Source organism: uncultured Succinivibrio sp. (genome assembly GCF_902756765.1).
Lineage (GTDB): Bacteria > Pseudomonadota > Gammaproteobacteria > Enterobacterales > Succinivibrionaceae > Succinivibrio.
The window spans coordinates 1-22331 of record NZ_CACVSS010000033.1; the positions used below are offsets into that span (position 1 = coordinate 1).

General features: G+C 38.5%; 17 protein-coding genes. 13 read left to right on the forward strand and 4 right to left on the reverse strand.

From position 1 onward, the window contains the following. Positions 1-208: 208 nt before the first annotated feature. Complete coding sequence (locus QZU45_RS06340; RefSeq protein ID WP_295353085.1) at positions 209-1819, reverse strand: AAA family ATPase; 1611 nt, start codon at positions 1817-1819, stop codon at positions 209-211. Between the two features lie 296 nt (positions 1820-2115). Here QZU45_RS06340 and QZU45_RS06345 point away from each other — a divergent pair, with 296 nt between their 5' ends. From QZU45_RS06345 to QZU45_RS06355, 3 genes are all read left to right on the forward strand, one after another. Further along, positions 2116-2637 carry a VC2046/SO_2500 family protein gene (locus tag QZU45_RS06345; RefSeq protein ID WP_295353088.1) on the forward strand — a complete coding sequence of 174 codons (522 nt, stop codon included), beginning with the start codon at positions 2116-2118 and terminating at the stop codon, positions 2635-2637. Between the two features lie 188 nt (positions 2638-2825). Next, positions 2826-3698, forward strand: a complete 873-nt coding sequence (locus QZU45_RS06350; RefSeq protein ID WP_295353091.1) for an AraC family transcriptional regulator — start codon at positions 2826-2828, stop codon at positions 3696-3698. Between the two features lie 185 nt (positions 3699-3883). Then, positions 3884-5503, forward strand: coding sequence for an AAA family ATPase (locus QZU45_RS06355; RefSeq protein ID WP_295353094.1), 1620 nt, complete (start codon positions 3884-3886; stop codon positions 5501-5503). A gap of 146 nt (positions 5504-5649) precedes the next feature. Here the strand turns inward: QZU45_RS06355 and rpsT are convergent, their stop codons facing one another. Further along, positions 5650-5913, reverse strand: a complete 264-nt coding sequence (gene rpsT / locus QZU45_RS06360) for a 30S ribosomal protein S20 (RefSeq protein WP_295353097.1) — start codon at positions 5911-5913, stop codon at positions 5650-5652. 299 nt (positions 5914-6212) lie between these two features. Here rpsT and ribF point away from each other — a divergent pair, with 299 nt between their 5' ends. Genes ribF through QZU45_RS06385 form a run of 5 tightly spaced genes read left to right on the forward strand, consistent with a single transcriptional unit; the run spans position 6213 to position 12808 of the window. Then, entirely contained in the window at positions 6213-7160 is a 948-nt protein-coding gene (gene ribF / locus QZU45_RS06365; RefSeq protein WP_295353099.1) for a bifunctional riboflavin kinase/FAD synthetase, read from the forward strand. 24 nt (positions 7161-7184) lie between these two features. Beyond that, complete coding sequence (gene ileS / locus QZU45_RS06370; RefSeq protein WP_295353102.1) at positions 7185-10013, forward strand: isoleucine--tRNA ligase; 2829 nt, start codon at positions 7185-7187, stop codon at positions 10011-10013. 1 nt (position 10014) lies between these two features. Beyond that, positions 10015-10530 carry a signal peptidase II gene (gene lspA / locus QZU45_RS06375; protein WP_074841385.1) on the forward strand — a complete coding sequence of 172 codons (516 nt, stop codon included), beginning with the start codon at positions 10015-10017 and terminating at the stop codon, positions 10528-10530. Positions 10531-10539: 9 nt separating this feature from the next. After that, positions 10540-11478: a 4-hydroxy-3-methylbut-2-enyl diphosphate reductase gene (gene ispH / locus QZU45_RS06380; RefSeq protein WP_295353106.1), complete on the forward strand. Its 939-nt coding sequence runs from the start codon at positions 10540-10542 to the stop codon at positions 11476-11478. A gap of 58 nt (positions 11479-11536) precedes the next feature. Further along, entirely contained in the window at positions 11537-12808 is a 1272-nt protein-coding gene (locus tag QZU45_RS06385; protein ID WP_295353109.1) for an O-acetylhomoserine aminocarboxypropyltransferase/cysteine synthase family protein, read from the forward strand. Here QZU45_RS06385 and QZU45_RS06390 read toward each other — a convergent pair. Both QZU45_RS06390 and QZU45_RS06395 read right to left on the reverse strand, forming a co-directional pair. Then, positions 12805-13182, reverse strand: a complete 378-nt coding sequence (locus QZU45_RS06390; RefSeq protein WP_295353112.1) for a hypothetical protein — start codon at positions 13180-13182, stop codon at positions 12805-12807. The two genes, QZU45_RS06385 and QZU45_RS06390, sit on opposite strands and share 4 nt — an antisense overlap. A 102-nt stretch (positions 13183-13284) precedes the next feature. Beyond that, positions 13285-16149 carry a valine--tRNA ligase gene (locus tag QZU45_RS06395; protein WP_295353128.1) on the reverse strand — a complete coding sequence of 955 codons (2865 nt, stop codon included), beginning with the start codon at positions 16147-16149 and terminating at the stop codon, positions 13285-13287. Between the two features lie 238 nt (positions 16150-16387). Between QZU45_RS06395 and QZU45_RS06400 the strand changes: the two genes are divergently transcribed. The 5 genes from QZU45_RS06400 to lptF all read left to right on the forward strand — a co-directional run bounded on the left by QZU45_RS06400 (position 16388) and on the right by lptF (position 22244). Further along, positions 16388-17776 carry a diguanylate cyclase gene (locus QZU45_RS06400; RefSeq protein WP_295353115.1) on the forward strand — a complete coding sequence of 463 codons (1389 nt, stop codon included), beginning with the start codon at positions 16388-16390 and terminating at the stop codon, positions 17774-17776. Between the two features lie 172 nt (positions 17777-17948). Beyond that, positions 17949-19316, forward strand: a complete 1368-nt coding sequence (gene mltG / locus QZU45_RS06405) for an endolytic transglycosylase MltG (protein ID WP_295353118.1) — start codon at positions 17949-17951, stop codon at positions 19314-19316. A 107-nt stretch (positions 19317-19423) separates the two neighbouring features. Continuing rightward, entirely contained in the window at positions 19424-20050 is a 627-nt protein-coding gene (gene tmk / locus QZU45_RS06410) for a dTMP kinase (RefSeq protein ID WP_074841389.1), read from the forward strand. Next, positions 20043-21134 carry a hypothetical protein gene (locus QZU45_RS06415; protein WP_295353122.1) on the forward strand — a complete coding sequence of 364 codons (1092 nt, stop codon included), beginning with the start codon at positions 20043-20045 and terminating at the stop codon, positions 21132-21134. Before tmk ends, QZU45_RS06415 begins: the two co-directional genes overlap by 8 nt. A 9-nt stretch (positions 21135-21143) precedes the next feature. Further along, positions 21144-22244, forward strand: a complete 1101-nt coding sequence (gene lptF / locus QZU45_RS06420) for an LPS export ABC transporter permease LptF (RefSeq protein WP_295353125.1) — start codon at positions 21144-21146, stop codon at positions 22242-22244. The last annotated feature ends 87 nt before the right edge of the window (positions 22245-22331 follow it).

Here is a 22331-nt window from a genome sequence, read left to right on the forward strand (position 1 = left end):
TCTCGAAAGGAGGTGTACCGATGTTAAGCAGAATTTTTATAAATGAGGTATACCGAGGTTAGCCCGAATTTCTATACCGATGTGAACCGAATTTTGCGCATGTATAGTAAAACCTGGAAAGAAAGAAATTCAATCTGAAGTCGTCCTACCTGAGATAGTTGCATGAAGTTGCTTAGAACTTTTTTTTATTGAAAGGGATGGGAGATCCCTATTTGAAAACTGTTATTCTTCTCACTTCAGGAGACCCGTCAAATACCGCAGCAATCTGAAGCAGTTCCCGATCACCAAGGTTTTCAGCTCCGTATTCTCTTTTCCTGATCTGATCTTCTGCTTTTTTCAAAAGAGCCTCGGCATCCTTTCCATCTTTTGAGAATTTTAACTCAATTATGACTCTGCGTTTTTTAAAGTTCACCAGAAGATCACTGCTGCCTTTGAAGTTATGCTGTTCGGATCTGACATCATGACCTTTACCTATCAGATACAACTGTATTAAAGCTCTTAATGTAGACTCATTGTTTACCGGATATTTGTCATAAGGAATAGTGGCAAGAACTGTATTAAATAGGGAGATTATGTCCTTTACTGATCCTTTTTCTAAAACGTACTGTCGTTCTGAATTATAGGGAGACACATTATTTTTGAAAACTCTAATCCCAAGTAGAGAAAATAAGGCGGTTTTAACCTCTCTATTAGCTGCACCTATAACTACATCTGTGTATCGGTCAATAGGTGACTTAAGTGTGAGATATCCTGTCTGGCACATTAGTACATTTTCATTCATGTCCGGCAGAGAAGTGGGATTCATAAAATCATCATAATTGATATTAATTTCAGATGTCTGGAATTTATTTATATCAATTTCATGAGATTCCATGTAGTTATTTAGAATAGAAGGAATACCTCCAGCCTCATACCAGTAGTCACCGAAAACAACACGCTTTTTTTGAGATATAGACTGAAGAAAAGAGTTTACCGAGTAGGTTGAAAAAACTTTATTCTCATAGAACTCATCAAAACAGTAGCTGTCGTAATGTTCAGCCATCCTGTCGAGGAATTCCTCAATATCAATATCAGTCACAGATTCTGTATTTATATGCTTCTCATAGCTTATACCCAGCTTTAGATAATCAATATAGAATCTCTTTATCTCTTCCCTTGTAAATCCAATCATCTGTGAGAAAGCGTGATCATAGCTTAAATCTTTAATATCAGAACCAACTGAGAATATTGAAACATCCTTTAATCTGGTGACTCCGGTTAATGCCATGAATTTTATCTGTTTCTTTCCCTTTAGCGCTCCATATAATTCTCTGAGAAAAGTTCTGAATTCCTCATATCGCTCTTTGTTATTGATATTTGCTGAAAGCTGACAGTCATATTCATCAATCAGTAGAACAAGCTGCATTCCTTCAGGCATAACCGTAAATATGTTCCTTATAAGGTTGTTTGGTTCGCTATCATCTGTGTAATCATAGAGACCATTCATTCTTGCAAAATCACGAATGGGCTGACACATGCTGGATTTAAAGGCATTTAAATCACATGTTGAATATTCAAGAAAATTCAGATGAAGAACAGGGTAGGTTTTTTGCGTCCATTTGTCATAAATCCATGTCCCTTTAAAATAAGGCTCAACTCCCTTTTCAAAAAGAGTTCCGATTGTATTTAGAGTCAGAGATTTACCAAAACGGCGAGGACGGGAGAAGAAAACCCTTTTATAGGTCTTAATAAGATTATGGATATATTCTGTCTTATCTACATATATAAAATTACTATCAATAAAATCTTCAATATTTTCTGATTGAGCAATTTCTTGCATTCTTATTCTCCTGTTTCCCTCTGGGATTATAACATACGTGTATTTTCAGTATGCGGAATACCTTCGTATAGCAGTGACATTTAAGAATAATAGATTCAGGAATGTGTCCTATGTATCATTGCATCTGAAAACAGTTCATTCCAAGCATTACTTTTTTTATCTGAAATATCGTAAATTAGTTAAGTTCATTGATAAATACTATGGTCTCTACAAAGAATACTTTTTTGTTTTTCTTCTCAATAAAATTACACTTCTGCCGTAAACATATATATAAGGGCGGAGCAGGGAATATAGTCGTGTTAACTTCCAATATTAGAAATCAGTATCTTGTAGATGAAATGCAGCTGGGTGAGCGTCTTAACAAGGACGTTCATGCAGGTAATCATGCTGATTTTTCTTTAATGCTGGCTATGCTTTCCCATGATCTGACCGATCATCCTTTATACAATCCTATAGTTACTGAAGAAAAAGAAGTAAATCTAAGAAAGAAGTTTCATCTTCTGCCTGAACAGAAAAAATATGCTCAGAGTGAGGATTTTGTCAGAGCTCAGTTCCTGACCGAGGCTTTTTCTTCAGAAGGTATATCTCAGGTCTTCTTAGCTCAATGTATCAGACAGGAACCTCTAACTCCTTTCCAGAGAGAGTTATCTCCTGAGGTATTCGGAGAACTCCCTCCTTTAAAACAGGAGAAACTCAGAAAGGAATATGAAGGCAAGGCTCTGGCTTATGAGGAGATCCATGAGACAGGAGACGGCTTTGATGTGCTTGATGAAATTCAGTCCAGCCGTATTCAGCTGCAGATTAGCGCTATTGCTTAACACCTCATTTTTTACCTTCAAAATACACTTCTGCTAAGAAAATGCTCTTTTGAAAAAATTTTTTTACATCTTACTTACTGAAATTGCACAATTTTGTAAATAAATTGCCTAATACCTTCATTTTATGTCATAAACTTATAGTATAATATGCAAAATTTTTTTTGACGATAAGTCATCGAGGTTATTACATGGCTGTTTTTGAAGAAGCTTTAAAATATTTTCCAAGCATTTCCGACGGTATTACTTACTGTCCTGTAAAAGGAGTGCATTATTTTAAAGAGTCTTTCTCTAAAGATGCAGAACCAAGTGTATATCCTGCAGGTTTATGCATCATGTTCAGTGGTTCTAAGATCCTGACTATGGATGATATATGCTTCAAATATACCGGCGGTGAGTATGTAGTCTGCTCTATGACCATGCCCCTGAACTGTGAAATATGTGCAAATAAGGATGAACCTGTTAAAGGAATTTTCATTGGTTTCACAATCAATGAAATCCGTGAGCTTGTTGAAGAGATGGGCCTTATGGATTCATTCCAGAAAAATGATCTTAAAGTAGTACCTCATCCTTTTGGCCCTTCTGTTATGTCTGACTCATTCAGAAGCTCAATTATCAGATTTTTACAGTGCCTGACCAATGAACAGGATGCCCGAATTTTAGGTGATACCCTTAAGAGAGAGGTTCTTTATAGAGCAATGACAGGAGAACAGTCAGAACTTCTGTATAAGATTGCTCTTAATTCCGGACCTTTGGCTCTGGTATCAAATATCATTGGAATTATTCAGAATAATTATAACAAGGATTTGGATATCAATAAGCTTGCAGAGGATGCTCATCTGAGTGTTTCTTCTTTTTACCGTATCTTCAGACAGATTACTTCTGATACTCCAATCCAGTATATCAAGAAGCTACGTCTGAATAGGGCAAAAGATCTGATTATTACCAAAAATGTTAAAGCTTATGTTGCTGCTTTTGAAGTTGGCTATGAGAGTGTCTCTCAGTTCAGCAGAGAATTTAAACGCTATTTTGGTGTAACTCCTGCAGCTTTTAAGGTTAACTAGGAATAACTGAATGTTTCAATTCTGTTTTCATTTCTTTTTTTGAGAGCTTGATCATTTAAGATTAAGCTCTTTTTATGTCCTTTTCATAATTTCAAACTTAACATATTCCCTCGCATATAACATGGCAGTTATTTGTTGTAAAATGAAATATAGAGAGTTGAAGTTATTATAGAGATAAAAGGATAATGGTAGATATTACAAAACTTCCGAAAGCAAAAAGTGGCTTTGAAGAATTACGTTTATCAAATCAGATTTACGTTGATCATACTGATTTGATTTATGAATTTGCATATCTTGAGGGGCCTAATTTTCTTTCAAGACCACGTCGTTTCGGTAAATCTCTCCTTATATCAACTCTTGAATCTTTATTTTCTCATGGAACCAAGTTCTTTAAAGGCCTAAAGATAGAAAATCTATGGGAAGAAAGAGAAAAAGGAAAGACTTATAAGGTTATTCACCTTGACTTTTCTTCTTTTGCTTTCACAAATCCTATTGATTTTGATGCAAAAATTTACGATATTCTAGATAAGTTTGCTAATAATTTAAAGATTACACGAACGAAGAATTCGGGTACCTATAAATCAGATTCATTGTTAACAGATATTATTTCAAGTTCACCTAGTGAATTTGTTCTTCTAATTGATGAATACGATTATCCTTTAACTCATTCTCTTGATGATGAGAAAATATTTAATGAATACAGAGTTTTTCTTCAGGGATTCTTTGGAACAATTAAATCTCTGACTGGAAAGATGAGATTTATCTTTATTACAGGTGTCGGTCGTTTTGCAAAAACATCTGTATTCTCTCAGCTTAATAATCTACGAGATTTAGGACTGGAATCCAAATTTGCACCGCTTTTAGGGTATACCGAACCTGATATTCATCAGTATTTTGATGAATATGTTGATAATGCTGCTAATATTCTTAAGCTCTCAAAAGAAGAATGCTATGCACAGATAAAGTCTCATTACGATGGTTACAGATTTCATGTAAATAACGATACTCTGCTACATAATCCATGGTCGGTCCTGAATTTTCTTGCCTTTCCTGATGACGGCTTTAAAAACTTCTGGTATGAAACTGGGGGAGCTTATCCGACTCTAATTTCAAAATATATAAAGAGTATTCAGAATACACCATTAACACAGATTCAGAAAGTAAAAATCGGAGATGAAGAATTATCTGCTTTCTATGATTTCTTTGATGTGCCTACAGTAAGTCTTTTGTATCAGACAGGTTATCTCACAGTAAGAACAGAAGAGAATGATTTAGGTGGAGAGAGCTTATTTTTAGTTCCACCAAATCTTGAGGTAAAGTCTGCCTTAACAAAACTTTACTACGTAAAAATTAGAAAAAATGCTGTTGAGAGTAACGTTATTAAGGATTTTTCGACTGCACTTGTAAATAACTTTGAATCTCACAATTTTGAGAGAATGATAAAAACCTTCTCTGCAGCTCTTAATACCTTTGGGTACGATGATAAAGAAGCTTTTAATTCAGAACATTATTGTAGAGATATCATTTATTTTACTTTGACCTTATCTGGAATAAATGCACAAAGAGAAGTTATCAGTTCAAACGGCAGAGCTGATTTGGTCGTGGAGCTTCCTGAATCGAGATATATTTTTGAGTTTAAACTAGCTAAAGAAAAAAAATTTGAGGAAAAACTCTTAGAAGAGGCGATTGAACAAACTAAAGACAAACGCTATGGTGAAATCCTTCCACTAAAAACACTTACTAGAATTGCAGTGGTTATAAGTGCAAATGATAAGAATGTTGCCTTGTGGAATGTTTGTGAATAGTAGGAACCTAAATGTAGAGTGTAGGAAGTTCGAGTTTGATCTTCAGAACTAACTTCGACTCTGTGTTGTCTTTTATACAGCAGAAAAAAAAGGGAGATTACACAATCTCCCTTCTTTATATAAACTGTTAACAGTGAAACTGTCTATTAGTTCATTGCCTTAATCTTAGCTGCTAACTTGCTCTTATGACGAGCAGCCTTATTCTTGTGAATAAGACCCTTGCCTGCAGCACGGTCTAGAACTGGCTCAGCTAATGCGAATGCAGCCTTAGCCTCGTCCTTGTTACCAGCCATAACAGCCTTAAGTACGTTCTTTACTAAAGTGCGCATCTTAGAACGTGCAGCAACATTGTGCTGACGTGCCTTCTCAGAAATTATAACGCGCTTCTTTGCAGATTTAATATTTGGCACAGATAGCTCCTGAAATCTTAAAAAATTACCACCGTATACTATATAGTGGTGAATAATCGCAGTATTCTATCAATTTTTTTTTCAAATTTAAAGTAGAACACCAAAAATTGTGCCATATTCTACAACACTTTTGGGTATCTGATCCAACTTATATATGCGCAATTTTCTAACTAGATGAAAATCAATATATTTTTGTAACCATGAAAAAACCGTGATGTATGCTTAGTTTTAAGATATAATTAATAATTCAAATAGTATTTACTACATTTACATAATAATTACAATTAACGGTTTTTTTGATGCATCTTATCCGCTGTCTTTCTGATTTTAAGGGTACTCCTAATGGTGTAGCCATTGCGATTGGAAATTTTGACGGTTTTCATAAAGGGCATCAGGCTGTAATTGAGTGTATGAAAGAAAAGGCACGAAGATTAAATCTTGTGCCTGCTGTAATGATTTTTGAGCCGCAGCCTCTGGAGTATTTTTCCAAAGACAAATCTCCGGCCAGAATCTATTCCTTAAGAGATAAACTTCTTGCACTCAGATCTGCAGGTGTAGAACTTGTTTTTTGTATGAAATTCAATGCTGATTTTGCTGCAATGAGCGCCCATGATTATGTTGTTGAGCTTCTGGGTAAAAAGCTTGGAGTCAAAAGCGTAACCGTAGGTACTCTGTTCAGTTTCGGACAGGGTGGAAAATCCACAATTGAGGATTTGAAAAAAATCGGATCATCAATTGGAATGGAAGCAAGTGCAATAGACGGTGTGGACCTGGATGGGGAACGCATTTCAAGTACTAAAATCAGAGAGTATTTGTTTAAAGGTCAGCTGGATCACGCTAAAGAAGCTCTTGGCAGATATTATTCTATGTCAGGAATTGTAGTTCACGGGAATCAGATTGGCAGAAATCTTGGTTTTCCAACTGCAAACATGAATGTAAATCGCAGAATAAGTCCTCTTAGAGGAGTTTATGCTGTAAAAGTTTCAACCAGATTTGGTCTGAAAAACGGAATGGCAAATGTTGGGGTAAGACCGACAGTTGTCAGAAATCAGAGTAAGGCAATTCTGGAAGTCAATATCTTTGATTTGAATAAAGATCTGTATGGTCAGAGTATCAGGGTCTTTTTTATAGAAAAAATCAGAGATGAAATGAAATTTAATGATATTGAGACACTCAGAGAGCAGCTCGCAAAGGATAGGCTTTCAGCTCTCGAAGTGCTTAATAGTCGAGATATTAACGAATTTTAATTATTGTTTTTGGTAGACAGGAAAATGGCTGATTATAAAAATACTTTAAACCTTCCAAATACAGACTTTCCTATGCGTGGCAATCTTTCTCAGAGAGAGCCTGGTATGCTTGCAGACTGGGAAAAGCGTTGTCTTTATAAGAAAATCCGTACAGCACGCGCTGGAGCCAACATGTTTATTCTTCATGACGGCCCTCCATATGCAAACGGCAATATTCACATCGGACACTCTATTAATAAGGTTTTAAAGGATATTATTATCAAGTCAAAGACCTTGTCTGGTTTTGACTCACCTTATATCCCTGGATGGGACTGCCATGGTCTGCCAATTGAAGTTAAGGTTGAGAGTCTTATTGGCAAGCCTGGAGCAAAGGTTGATGCTGCTACCTTCAGAAAAGAGTGCAGAAAATATGCCGCCAGCCAGGTTGAAGGTCAGAAAAAGGATTTCAAGCGTCTTGGTGTGTTAGGTGACTGGGATAACCCATACCTGACTATGAATTATAAGACAGAGGCTGATACCTTAAGAGCTTTGGGTAAAGTTATTGCCAACGGCCATTTTGTAAGAGGTCTGAAGCCTGTTTACTGGTGTATGGACTGTCAGTCTGCTCTTGCTGAAGCTGAGGTTGAATACGCTGATGTTAAGTCAGACTCAATTTATGTTCGTTTTGCCTCAACTGATGATGAAAAGATTCTGAATACCTTCAATGCTCAGGGTAAAGGTCAGGGACCAATTTCATGTGTAATCTGGACAACCACTCCATGGACACTTCCTGCCAACAGAGCAATCTGTCTGAACGAACAGCTTAAGTACAGTCTTGTTCAGGTTGAAACAGACCGTGGTGCAGAGCGTTTTATTATGGCTTCAGATCTGATTGAAACCGTAATGAGCAGCTGTGGTATTGAAAAGTTTGAAAAGCTTGGTGATGAGGTTTCAGGAAAAGCTTTAGAGCTTATGAAGTTCAAGCATCCATTCCTGAATCTTGAATCTACTGTGATTTTAGGTGCTCATGTAACTTTAGAGGCAGGTACCGGATGTGTTCATACTGCTGGTGGTCACGGTCTCGACGACTACAATGTAAGTACCAAATACGGTATCGAAATCTACAATCCTGTTGGCCCAGACGGCTGCTTTAAAGAGGATGTTGAGTTCTTTGCCGGTTTAAATGTTTTAAAGGCAAATCCTAAGGTAATAGAGGTTCTAAAAGAAAAAGGCGCTTTGGTAAAGGCAATTTCTATTACCCACAGTTATCCACACTGCTGGCGTCATAAGACTCCTGTTATCTTCCGTGCAACTCCTCAGTGGTTTATCTCTATGGATGGTAAGGGACTTAGAACCAGAGCTCTTGAGGAAATTGCAAAAACCAAGTGGATCCCTGCATGGGGACAGAACCGTATTGAAGCAATGGTTAAACAGCGTACTGACTGGTGTATTTCCCGTCAGAGAACCTGGGGTATGCCATGTGCAGTTCTAATCAATAACGAAACCAACGAAATTCATCCTGATACTCCTGCAATTATTGAAAAGGTTGCAAAAGCAGTTGAGAAGGATGGTATTCAGGCATGGTGGGATCTTAAGGTTGAAGACCTGATTGGTCCTGAAGAGGCAAAGCTATATCACAAGGATCCAAATACTCTTGATGTATGGTTTGACTCTGGTTCAACTCAGTTCAGTGTTGTTGACCAGCGTGAAGAGTTTAAGGGACATTGTGCTGACTTGTATTTAGAAGGCTCAGATCAGCATCGTGGCTGGTTCATGTCATCACTGATGCTTTCTGTTGCAACAAAGGATAAGGCTCCATACAAGGAGGTTCTAACCCACGGCTTTACTGTTGACGGTCAGGGCAGAAAGATGTCCAAGTCACTGGGTAATGTAATTGCTCCTCAGGAAGTAATTGATAAGCTTGGTGCCGATGTTCTTCGTCTGTGGATCGCTTCAAATGACTATACTGGCGATATGGCTGTTTCTCATGAGATCTTTAAGAGATCTTCTGATGCATACCGTCGTGTAAGAAACACTATTCGTTTCTTACTTGCTAATCTGAATGGTTTCAATCCTGAAACCGACATGGTTCCATTCAGCTCTATGGTTGAACTTGATAAGTGGGCGGTATCTCTTGCTTCAAAGACTCAGAAAGAAGTTGTTGCCTGCTATGATGAGTACGATTTCCACAAAGTTGTTCAGATTCTTATGAATTTCTGTTCAATCGAGCTAGGTTCATTCTATCTTGATATCATCAAGGACCGTCAGTATACAGCCAAGGCTGATAGTGCAGCTCGCCGTTCTTGTCAGTCCGCTTTATACCTGATTGCAGAGGCTCTGATCCGCTGGATTGCTCCAATTCTTTCCTTTACAGCTCAGGAAGCCTGGGAAGCAATGCCTGGTAAGAGAGATGAATTCGTATTCACCTCTACCTGGTTTGATAAGCTAGAAGAGCTTGATGAGTCTTCTGAGTTTAATTCAGAGTACTGGAAGAGAATGCTGACCTTCAGAAATGAAGCTAACAAGGCAATCGAAACAGCTAGAAACAACGGTGTAATCGGTGGTTCTCTTGAGGCTGATGTCAAGGTATTTGCAAAGGGGCAGTTATTTGAGGATCTTAAGAAGCTTGAAAATGAACTATGCTTCGTACTGATTACCTCTAAAGCTGTAATTACAGATGAGTCTGCTCCTGCTGAGGCCTTCAAGTCAGAGGTTATTGACTGTGCCTTTACTGTAACCAAGTCAACAGCCAAGAAGTGTGAGAGATGCTGGCATTATGAGGATGCTGTGGATGCTGATCCTGAGTATCCTGGTCTGTGCCCAAGATGTATTGAGAACATCAAGTCAAACGGTGAAGTAAGAAAATTTGCTTAAAATGACTTCTTTGTTTTCAAAAGAAAATGGAAGCAGGTTCCTTTTATGGAGCTTGCTTGTTATTGTTCTTGATCAGTTAACCAAATACTGGATCAGTTCAACTATTCCTGTTGATACAGTTGGCTATCAGGTTGCCTCTTTTTTCAGCATTGTTCATGTCTGGAATGAAGGGGCGGCATTTAGCTTTCTTGCCTCAATGGGAGGATGGCAGCGCTATTTCTTTATGGGAATAGCGGTTGTAATCTGTGCTGTACTCCTGTTCTGTCTTTTAAAAACATCTCGCGAAAAAAAATGGACCTGCCTTGCAATATCTCTTGTTATAGGCGGTGCATTGGGTAATCTTATTGATAGAATACTATGGTCTCACGTTATAGATTTTCTGCTGTTCTATATAAAAACTGATTCATTTTTCTATGCGTATCCGGCATTCAATGTAGCCGATATTGCTGTCTGCTGTGGCGCAGGCCTTCTGGTGATTATAGGATTTTTGGGAAAAGAAGATCCTATAAAAAAATAGGAGTCTTTTATGTCTTTTTCCGTCAAAATAGCTAAGTCCCGTGGCATGTGCGCTGGAGTTGAAAGAGCAATCCAAACAGTTAAGAATGCTATTCTAAAATTTCCAGATCAGGATATTTTCGTTCTCCATGAAGTTGTTCACAACAAGCATGTTGTGGACGACTTACGTTCAATCGGTGCTCATTTCGTTGATTCATTAGAAGAAGTTCCTGATAATTCTGTTCTTATTTTTTCTGCTCATGGTGTTGGGATCAGTACTTTTGAGGCTGCAAAAGCCAGGAAACTGACCATTATCGATGCTACCTGTCCGGTTGTCAGCGTTATTCACAAAAAAATGAACAAAGCCGGATTAAAAGGAATGGATGCAGTTGTTATCGGTCACAAGGGCCATCAGGAGGTTGTCGGCACCATCGGTCAGTATACAGGTGACCTGTCCAAGGTTCATGTCATCATAAAAGCTGATGATGTGGAATCTCTTGATATTGATGCTGAAAACTCTATGTTTGCCACTCAGACTACCTTAAGTATTGATGAGACCAGACTTACAGTTGAGGCCTTAAAGAGAAAGTATCCAAATATTCAGGGGCCTAGGGCAGATGATACCTGCAGAGCCACTCAGGTGAGGCAGAATGCGGTAAAGGAACTGGCTCGTGAATGCGAGCTGGTATTGATTGCCGGTTCAGCTAACTCTTCAAATTCAAACCGTTTAAAAGAAGTTGCCCTAAATGAGGGAGCTTTTGCCTATTTAATCGATGACAGTTCACAAATTGAAATTTCATGGTTTAATAATATTACGACAGTAGGCCTGAGTGCAGGTGCATCAGCTCCACAGTATGTAGTTGATGAAATTGTCGAGTATTTAAAACAAAATGGAGCTTCCTCCGTAGAAGAAGTAGGTAGTGATCTTAAAGAAAAAAGTTTTCCATTACCTCAGGAAGTCCAAATCTAAAGGCAAGATAAAACAAGATGTCGTTTTTTAGCGATTTATTTTTGTTTTGGGAGTTCAAATGAAAGATTCAACTTTGTGTATTCACGCTGGTTATACTCCAAAGAATGGTGAACCAAGCGCAATGCCGATTATTCAGAGTACAACCTTCAGATATGAGAGTACACAAGCAATTGCTGATCTGTTTGATTTAAAGAGTAACGGTTATTTCTATTCACGTCTGGCTAATCCTACCTGCGGTTTTGTTGAGGAGAGACTTGCCAAGCTTGAAGGTGGTGTTGGTGCTATGCTTACCTCATCTGGTCAGGCTGCAACCTTAACTGCTGTTCTTACTATTGCTAAGGCTGGTGATCACATTCTGTGTTCATCTACAGTTTATGGCGGAACCTTTAATCTGATGGCAGTTACCTTCAAGAGAATGGGTATTGATGTTACCTTCTTTGAACCTGAAGAAACCGATGAAGAGGTTGAAGCTAAGATCAGACCTCAGACAAAAGCTATTTTTGGTGAGACTCTGGCAAATCCTGCTCTTGCTGTATTTGATATTGAGCGTTACGCTGCTATAGCTCATAAGCATGAGATTCCACTGATTGTTGACAATACTTTTGCTACACCAATCCTGTGCAAGCCTTTTGATTTTGGTGCTGATATTGTTATTCATTCAACTACCAAATATCTTGATGGTCACGCAATTCAGGTAGGCGGAGCTGTGGTTGACAGTGGTAAATTTGATTGGGCAAAATCATCAAAATTCCCTGAGTTTACCACTCCTGATGAGTCTTATCATGGACTTATTTATACAGAGGCCTTTGGAAAGGCTGCGTTTATTGTTAAGGCTAGAGCCCAGATCATGCGTGATTTAGGTGTATGTCAGACAGCTCAGGCTGCTTTCTATATCAATCTTGGAATTGAAACTCTGCCATTACGTATACGTAAGCATTCAGAGAATGCCTTAAAGGTAGCAGAGTACCTGTCTAAGAATGACAAAATATCACGTGTTATCTATCCTGGACTAAAGTCAGATCCGTATTATGCATTAGGTCAGAAATATATGACTGACGGTTTGTGTTCAGGTGTAATGTCAATTGAACTTAAGGGCGGAAGAGAGGCAGGAGCAAAGTTTATTGATAATGTTAAGCTTGCATCTCCTGAGGTTCATGTTGCTGATATCAAGACCTGTTTGCTTCACCCAGCAACTGCAACTCATCGTCAGCTTTCTGATGAGCAGTTAAAGGAATGTGGTATTACTCCTGGCCTAGTAAGACTTTCTGTCGGTCTTGAAGATGTCGAGGATATCATTGCTGATATTCAGCAGGCATTAGACGAGATCTAGTCGATTTCAAGATAGGTGGAGGCTTTCTTGTCTCCACTCTTGATTATAAATTCTCCTGTTTTTATTCCTAAACCTGCAAGCTCATATATTCTTACATGTCCGATCGTTTCTCCATCACACTGAAGTGTTCTTCGTTTTGAAATATAGGCATCGGTTAGTTTTGCCCCGTTTATGGTGGCATGAATCGGTGTCCCAAATCCAAGCACATAGGTTTCAATGGATGTATTGTTAACCTTTCTTATGCCAACAGCCAGAACTTTTTCGACATTCCTGATTCTAAGCTTGTAGTATTTTGAGCATAGATAAGGATCGGTGTATGCGTAAGCTGAATCTGCAAACACGAATATCATTAAGAAAAATAATAGCTTTTTCATAAACATCTGTTAAAAACACATTCTATAGAGCTAAAAAAATCCTCACATACGTCAGTATAAAACATAGTGAGGATTTATCGGTTAATCTAAAAAGATTATTTCTTAAAGAGTCTCGATCTCGTGAAGCTGAGCAACAACTTTTTCAAGCTGTGTTTTGTTCAACTCTAACTGAGCTTTAGCACCTTCAATAATCTTAGCAGGAGCCTTAGAAACGAAAGCCTCATTTGAAAGCTTGCTCTCACCTGACTTGATGTTGGCTTCAAGCTTCTGGATCATACCTTTAAGACGCTTGATTTCCTCATCTTTGTTAATCAGATCCTTCATTGCAATCAGAATTTCAGCATTACCGATTGGTTTTGAGGTACAAGGCTGAATTTCATCATTAGCCTCTACAAACTTGATCATTTCAATGTTCGCAAGATTCTGCATAAAGATGAAATTATCTGAGGCGCACTTCTTTTCTGCATCACTGGCTCCTCGCATCATAGGAGCAAGAGTTACTGAAGGAGCAACCTTCATTTCTGCTCTCAGGTTACGGATAACAGTTGATACTTCCTGAATGAAGGCGATGTCAGCTTCTGCCTTATCATCATTGTCAAAATCCTCAACCACAGGGAATTTTGCTGTGATGATGGTCTTGTCAGCATTCAGTTTGCCAATCATAGGGGCAGTCTGCTGCCAGATGGTCTCGGTCAGGAATGGCATTACAGGATGAGCCATTCTCATTACAGCTTCAAGAACTTCAACCAGAGTGTATGCTGTAGCATTCTTCTGTGAGTCTGATGCTTCTGGAGACTTCAGAATTGCCTTAGTAAACTCAAGATACCAGTCGCAGTATTCATTCCAGATGAACTCATAGATATTGTTAGCAACCTGATCGAATCTGTAGGCGTTGATTGAAGAGGTAACATTCTCAATAGCCTTACGCATCTTTGATCTGATCCACTTGTCTGCAACAGAAAGATCTGCTGGATTTGGCTTGCTCAGATTCATTTCACTTACATTCATAAGCACGAATCTTGAAGCATTCCAGATCTTGTTACAGAAGTTTCTGTAACCGTCAAGACGCTTCATATCCCAGTTGATATCTCTTCCGTTTGATGCCAGAGCACAAAGTGTGAATCTTAATGCGTCGGTACCGTGAGCTGCGATTCCCTCTGGGAACTGTTTTGCGGTACGCTTTGCAATCTTCTCTGCCATCTGAGGCTGCATCATGTTTGCAGTACGCTTGGTGATTAGGCTGTCTTTATCAATACCGTCAATCATATCTAAAGGATCTAAAACATTTCCCTTAGACTTGGACATCTTGTTGCCTTCCTCATCACGTATTAGTCCGGTAACGTATACTGTCTTGAAAGGAACCTGAGGCGTACCGTCTTCATTCTTCATAAAGTGCATGGTCATCATGATCATACGGGCAACCCAGAAGAAGATAATATCAAAGCCGGTTACAAGGGCTGATGTTGGGTGGAACATCTTAAGTTCCTTGGTATTATCTGGCCAGCCTAAGGTTGAGAAGGTCCACAGCGCGGAAGAGAACCAGGTATCCAGAACATCAGGATCTCGGGTAAGCTCTACATCAGAGCCAAGCTCGTACTTCTCTCTAACTTCATCTTCATTTCTTGCAACGTATACTTTACCGTTCTGATCGTACCAGGCTGGAATTCTGTGGCCCCACCAGAGCTGACGTGAAATACACCAGTCCTGAAGGTCATTCATCCATGAATAGTACATATTGGCATACTGTGCAGGAACGAATTTGATTCTACCGTCCTGTACAGCCTCAACGGCTGGTTTGCCAAGAACACTGGCTCGTACATACCACTGGTCGGTAAGCATTGGCTCGATTGGTACACCGCCACGATCACCGAAAGGCTGAGACAGAGCATGATCCTCAATCTTTACTAAAAGTCCCTGTGCCTTAAGATCTTCGACGATTCTGTCTCTTGCCTCGAATCTGTCCAAGCCGCGGTATGATTCTGGAATATAGCCGCTGACATCTTTTGTAGGCTCTCCGTTGGTGTCAAATACTTCACCTTCATCTCTGATATGAGCATCTTCAGTAAGTACATTGATCATTGGAAGCTTGTTGCGCTTGCCTACTGCGTAGTCGTTGAAATCATGGGCAGGAGTAATCTTAACGCATCCGGTACCTGTATCCATTTCGGCATGGATATCTGCTACAACAGGAATCTTTCTTCCTACAAGCGGTAATTCAAGGAATTTGCCGACAATTGATTTGAATCTTTCATCTGCAGGGTTTACTGCTACGGCTGTATCGCCTAACAGTGTCTCTGGACGTGTAGTTGCAATCAGCACATAATCCTTGCCGTCTGAAGTGGTTACGCCATCAGCAAGCTTGTACTTGACATACCACATGTACCCCTTAACGTCCTTGTTCTCAACCTCAAGATCAGAGATTGCAGTACGCAGCTTAGGATCCCAGTTAACCAGTCTCTTTCCTCTGTAGATAAGATCTTCATCGTAAAGACGAACGAAAACCTCAAGTACAGCCTTAGAAAGGCCCTCATCCATAGTAAATCTTTCACGTGACCAGTCTACAGATGTACCTAATCTACGCATCTGACGGGTGATAGTACCGCCTGACTGCTCCTTCCAGTCCCAGATTCTCTGAATAAACTTCTCTCTGCCAAGGTCATGTCTGGTCAGATTTTCTTCTTTTGCAAGTTTTCTCTCTACCACCATCTGGGTTGCAATTCCGGCATGGTCAGTACCGCACTGCCACAGTGTATTGTCTCCCTTCATTCTGTGGTAGCGGATCAGTGTATCCATAATAGTCTGCTGGAAAGCATGACCCATGTGCAGCGAACCTGTTACATTTGGAGGAGGAAGTGCAATTGAGAATGACTCTTTTGACTCGTCATAGTTAGGTTTAAAGTAACCTTCCTTCTCCCATTTCTGGTAGGTCTCGCTTTCAAAATTTTCTGGGGTATAGGTTTTTTCCATATCCATAATTATTAACAGCCTTTCGTTAATCATTTTTGCGCAAAAAAAATATGCGTCATTCTACCACTTTTTGACAACTCTCACACTATTTTTCTGCGAGTAGAACTGCGTTTAAATCACATCGGCGAGAGAATAAAAAAATCTTTGAAGTTCGTACTAGTTATTACTCCATATACTTTTGAGGTATTTATGCGTGATGATAAGATGGGACTATCTAATTTTGTCAGGTGGTGTGTGCGTGATATTTAGTGCTTTTCGTCTTTATATATATACATTTGTTTTTTTCGTAATCACACTTATTTTTTTTATTGCCGGAATCTATCTGGATGTAAGTGTTAATGGCACGTTAGAAGAACAGAACAGTGAACTTGCATCCCAGAGAATGGATAATCTGGTAAAGGATCTGTTGTCTAATTTCGATAAGGTCATTGAGCACGCAGATATTCTTCAGAGATATATTGAAGATAATCCTAAGGTAACCAACGCAGAATTAAAAAACTTTGTTGAGCTTAATCTTCTGCCAAAAGATCTTTCTGCTTTTTTTAATGCTGATGCAAAGGATTTTATAATAGGATACATGATTGCTCCAAACGATTCGTTTTTTATTGTGTCAGATGAGCCTCCGGAAAATTTTACCCAGTTAAATTTTAGTGATAAAACTACAGAATTTTATCTCGATCTGGCCAGGAGAAATCCAAGAGATGTTATTGTTCATGGTCCAATTGTTTCTCCAAGAACACATGAAATCAATATATTTAACCGAAAAGCCGTATATGTGGAGGGTAAATACTGGGGATATGTTGGTGTGATTGTTGATTTCTACAAGCTCTTAGACTGTATGAATCTTAACTCTGAAAAGGGAAGATTCGTTTACTCCATAAAGGCTTATCTCAACAAGGAAGAGCGCGATTTTATATGGGGGGACAGTACTTTATTCAAGCACAGAGATCTGGTTTATCGTCAGAGGTCTGTATTTTTTGGAAAACATCGCTGGGATCTGGCCTTAAAGGTTAGAAACGCAGGCAAAGCTGCGGAGCTTGGTAATAAGGTTTATTTTATTCTTTTCCTCTTTTATCTACTTGCTTTAATTTTGGTATTTTATCTGTTCAAGTATTTCTCTGAACTAAAAAATTCAAAGGAAGTTGATCCTATAACTCTAACCATTGGTCATGATAAGTTTCTTAAGCTTGTAAAAGACAAGATAAATGGGAATGCTGATCATGGAGTTGTGGTATTGGAGCTGATTCATTTCAACCAGATAAACTCCTGTTATGATTTCACGATTGGAGATAAGCTTCTGTGTGAAGTTACCCGAAGGATAAAAAACGTAGTAAGCTATAACGATTTAATATGTCGAGTCGGTTCTCAGTTTATTGTTCTGATGCAGAATATTCGTTCTAATGTGGATGTGGATAGAGTTCAGTCGGAACTGTATGATGAGATGGAAAAGAACTTCAATATTGATGAAGTCAGCATTAATCTCAAGGCTGTGATTGGCTCATCAAGCACAATTTCTAAAGGTCGTAGCTATAATGAGATAATGAATGAAATCTCTGAGTCTATTCTGGAGACCAAAAAGTCAATGAAATTCTTCTCTAGAACAACCGATTTAAGCCAGAATGAGTAACTTTTGAATCAACCTGTAACCTAATTTTTTTTCTGTTTCCTATATGTTTTCTAAATGTTGGTCTGTATTTTGGGTGCTAACATTCGTTTTGGGGATTAATGATCTTTTTAATCGAGGTAATGCACTATAATCACAAGACATCATTTGAAACTGGATTAACTTTTTTCTTTAAATGACTAAATCAAAAAAAATTCTTGCTGGCTTTTTTGCCGCTATTCTGTTTTCTTTGTCTGCTGTTTCTTTTTTGGCCTATTCAACAATTGAGAAACTGAATAACAGTGAGCTTTCCTCTAAAACAGAAACCTATGAACTTAAGAAAGGCGCAACTGTAAAAACAGTGATAAATGACCTTCTCGATAATTCCTGGGATCGTCTTGTTGCAAAATTCTATCTGCGTTTTTCTACACCTTATTCCTCAATTCAGAAAGGTGAGTATTTAATAGGGCCAAACAAAAGCTTTATATCCATATTAAAGGATATGTCTGAAGGTAATGTTATTGTAAAGACCTACCCAACCTTTACTATTGTGGAGGGAATGAACCTTTCAAAGATTATAAAAAAAGCCGAACGCTTTAAAAATAAACTTTCTGATGACAAGTTCTTTTCTTCTTTGGCAAAAGAAGATGTTTTTCTCAGGAAACTGTTAAAGGATCAGGAGGATCTTCTTGATTTTATCGGTGAAGATGTAACCTCTCTTGAAGGACTTATTTCTCCTGCTACATACCCTTTATATGAAAAAGATCCTTTTTATACAATATTCAGACAGGGCATTGTTTCACAGCTAAAATCTTTAAAGACAGAGTGGGATAACAGGGATGAGAGCAATAATATAAAAACACCATACGAGGCTTTGATACTGGCTTCTCTGATTGAGAGAGAGACTTTTTTAGATGAGGAGCGAAATTTAATTGCTGCGGTGTTTGAGAACAGACTTTCAAAAGGAATGCGACTGCAGACCGATCCTGCGGTTATGTATGGGGTTAGTCGTGAGTTTTCAGGTACCCTGACCAAGTCTCATTTAAAAGCAGACAGCCCATATAATACATACACCAGGGATGGTCTGCCTCCAACTCCGATCTGTATGCCTCAGATTAAGTCTATCCATGCTGCACTACACCCAGACAAATCTAAGGCTCTGTATTTCGTAGCCAAAGGAATTTCCCCTACAGAGGGGCATGTCTTTTCCAATACTCTTACAGAACACAATAAGGCGGTTGCTGAATACAGAAAAAAGGTTAAAAACTATAAGCTGTTTGATGGGAAGGTCGATAATCAGTCCGAAAACGAGACCATTTCTGGCGAACCAAAAGATAGTAAGACAGATTCGAATTCTGAAAGCATAAATAACGATGCCTCAATAGATTCTGACAGTTTAAAAAAGAACGAGAATAAAGAAACAAATGTTTCTAAAGCGTTAAAAGAAACAACAGAATCTGAAAATATAACTGTAGATAAAGTCTCTGTAAGCACAGACGCTACTGTATCTTCAAAGAAAGTAAAGGATAGAGGGACAGAAACTGCGACATCTAAAAAGAAATAGTTAAAGGTACGCATAACGTACTTTTGTATTTTTATTTTTTGGCAGAAAGCTGATGATATAATTGTCTTCAGTTTTCTGTTTTGTTTATTATTGTTGACTTACTAAAAATGGCAAAAGGCTTATTTATTACGCTAGAAGGATCTGAAGGTGCAGGTAAATCCACTCAGATAGAGGTTATATGCAGTTATCTTAAAAATAAAGGACGAAAGGTAATCTGCGTAAGAGAACCAGGTGGTACTCCAATTGCTGAGGATATACGTGCACTGCTAAAGACTCCTAGAAATGATGATTCTATGTGTGACACCACAGAATTACTTCTTATGTATGCAGCTCGAGCCCAGCTTGTAAACTGTTTTATTAAGCCAAAGCTCTCCGAAGGTTTTGATATTATCTGTGATCGACATGACCTCTCAACCATAGCATATCAGGGCGGTGGCAGAGGAATGAACATGGATCATATCAATGCTGTAAGAAATATTGTTCTGGGAGATTTTCGTCCAGATTTGACTTTCCTTTTGGACATCGATCCTGAAGAGGGAATGAAAAGAGCAAGACGGAGAGGCGATCTTGACCGTTTTGAACAGTCAAAAATGGATTTCTTTATAAGAGTAAGAAATACATATATCAGGTGTGCACAGGAAGACCCAGAACATATTGTTCTTATAGATGGGGCTCAGCCACTGGATGTTGTGAGTGCAAATGTAATCTCATGCTTGGATAAGTTTAATGTTTGATCCTTGGCTGATTTCTTCTTTTCAGGCTTTTAAAAATGCCTTTGAAAGTGGAAGAGTTCCTTCTTCTGTAATTCTATCCGGTGCTCCTGACCTTGGCGGCGCATTTCTTGCTATTGAATTTGCGAAACTGTATTTATGCTCCGATAAGAATAGAAAAGCAGCATGTGAAGCTTGCAAATCCTGTCATCTTTTTGATGATCTTCAGAACGGCTCTCATCCTGATTTCATTTCTCTGCTATCTTCTACTGCTGAAGAATCCGATAGGGAAGAGGATCTTTCTCATAGTTTTTCAAAACTCCTTAGTGATATGGGGACTCCTCTTGAGAACATGGATTCAGAGGCCCCGATTTCTAAAGGGAATAAATCAGTAAGAATTGACGGTATCAGAAATCTAACTGAATGGATTTCTCAGGGATCTGTTCTTGGAAATGGCAAGGTCGCTGTGATTTCAAATGCTCACCTGATGGGAGACGGTGCGGCTAATGCTTTATTGAAGACTTTTGAGGAACCAACTTCAAACACACTGATAATTCTGCTTACTAAGAGTCTGGAACTACTTCCTCCAACCATTCTCTCAAGAGCCTTTAAAATTCAGATTCCAACGGTTTCTGAGCCAGTTGCTCTTGATTATCTAAAAGCTAATCTTGGTGAGGAGTTTTCACAGGACCGCGCAAGGATAGCATTGGCTTTATCCTTTAATTCTCCTCGAGGGGCACTCAAATACTATAAAGAATCTCTTGATATAAAAGCTTTAGAAATTATAACTTCACTAATAGAGGATGTTTCCTCGGAAGGAAATTCCTCTAAAGCGGTATCCCTTATTCTGGAGCTTACAAATGAGCAGAATTCTCTTATTCTGCAGGAAGTTATTCTGGAGCTGTTAAAATGTAAGGCAGGAGTTGATAAGGGCTCTCTGCCGTTACTAAAAAATCAGCCTTTAGATAAACTTATAAAAATCCCTGCATCACATTTGCTTGATGCGTATAATGAAATGAAGTATATAAGGGCAGATTCTCCTATGCTTAACAGCAGAGCTCCTGTATCTCTAATAAGTGCTTGGGTAAACTCGCTAAAGAAAATATAGGAATATATTTTGATTATAAAAAAATACATATTTAAAGATATTCTAAAGGTACAGATAGTAACTCTGATAGTGCTTCTTTCTGTATTCTTATGCCAGACTGTGATTAAGATTCTGGGACAGGCTTCAACCGGAAGTATTCCTATTGGAGTTGTTTCAGAGATGATTATTTATTCCTTACCTTCAATTGGATTCATTCTTCTTCCAATGAGTCTTTATATTGGAATAATTGTCTCTTTATCAAGAATGTCCTCAGATTCAGAAATGGTGGTAATGCGTTCATCTGGTTTGTCAGGAGTTTCGTTCATGAAGATCGGTCTGCTACTGGCTCTGATTTCTGCTATTGCTACCGGTTTGAACTGTCTGTATTTTATGCCTGCCTCAAATCAGGCAAAAGCAGCTCTTACAGATTCATCTCAGAACAATCCTAAGTATCTTCCTATTGAAAGTGGTAAATTTACTGAATTTGGAGATTACACTCTTTATATTCACGGTGTGAATGATGAGAATGGAGATAAGAAGCTAGGTCAGGTTTTTGTTATTAAAACAACAAAAGCCAGAACAATGAATTCTCCTGAGTATGAGTTTCTAAGTGCAACAACAGGCCATATGTCAAAGGATAGAAGCGGAACTCAGTGGATAGTTCTGGAAAATGGCTCTCTGTATAAGTCAGATGGGCTGTCTCCTGAACTTGAAAAGGTTGATTTCAATACCTTATCAATCCCTGTTCCATATGATTCTGAGGAAGAGACCGTAGATGATTCTCTTCAGAGTGTCTCTACTATTGATTTAATCAGATCAACCTCTCATGCAGCAAAGATTGAACTGCAGTGGAGAATTGCTCCGATATTTGCCTGTTTTATCTTTGCGATCATGGCCATTCCTTTATCAATGATTAACCCAAGACAGGGAAAATTTGCAAGACTCGGTCCGGCTATTATCCTGTTTGTATGCTACTATCTTGCAATTCTTTCTGTAAGAAATCTTTTAAATTCAGAAAAGATCCCTTTATATCCGGGAATGTACATCGTTCCGGTTATATTTGTGTTATTTGTTCTGATTCCTCTGAATCTTGATAAGAATGTTTTAATCAGAAAGCGAAAGAAGCTTTAAAGAAAGGCGACTCTTTCAGTCGCCTTAATTATGATTGGTGTCGTTATTTATTTAGCGAAATGATTAGGAATGCTTTCTCTGAAATCT

Coding starts and splice junctions, on each gene's coding strand:
- QZU45_RS06340 (WP_295353085.1), bottom strand. CDS start 1,819: ATGCAAGAAATTGCTCAATCAGAAAATATTGAAGATTTTATTGATAGT.
- QZU45_RS06350 (WP_295353091.1), top strand. CDS start 2,826: ATGGCTGTTTTTGAAGAAGCTTTAAAATATTTTCCAAGCATTTCCGAC.
- QZU45_RS06355 (WP_295353094.1), top strand. CDS start 3,884: ATGGTAGATATTACAAAACTTCCGAAAGCAAAAAGTGGCTTTGAAGAA.
- ribF (WP_295353099.1), top strand. CDS start 6,213: ATGCATCTTATCCGCTGTCTTTCTGATTTTAAGGGTACTCCTAATGGT.
- ileS (WP_295353102.1), top strand. CDS start 7,185: ATGGCTGATTATAAAAATACTTTAAACCTTCCAAATACAGACTTTCCT.
- lspA (WP_074841385.1), top strand. CDS start 10,015: ATGACTTCTTTGTTTTCAAAAGAAAATGGAAGCAGGTTCCTTTTATGG.
- ispH (WP_295353106.1), top strand. CDS start 10,540: ATGTCTTTTTCCGTCAAAATAGCTAAGTCCCGTGGCATGTGCGCTGGA.
- QZU45_RS06385 (WP_295353109.1), top strand. CDS start 11,537: ATGAAAGATTCAACTTTGTGTATTCACGCTGGTTATACTCCAAAGAAT.
- QZU45_RS06390 (WP_295353112.1), bottom strand. CDS start 13,182: ATGAAAAAGCTATTATTTTTCTTAATGATATTCGTGTTTGCAGATTCA.
- QZU45_RS06395 (WP_295353128.1), bottom strand. CDS start 16,149: ATGGAAAAAACCTATACCCCAGAAAATTTTGAAAGCGAGACCTACCAG.
- mltG (WP_295353118.1), top strand. CDS start 17,949: ATGACTAAATCAAAAAAAATTCTTGCTGGCTTTTTTGCCGCTATTCTG.
- tmk (WP_074841389.1), top strand. CDS start 19,424: ATGGCAAAAGGCTTATTTATTACGCTAGAAGGATCTGAAGGTGCAGGT.
- QZU45_RS06415 (WP_295353122.1), top strand. CDS start 20,043: ATGTTTGATCCTTGGCTGATTTCTTCTTTTCAGGCTTTTAAAAATGCC.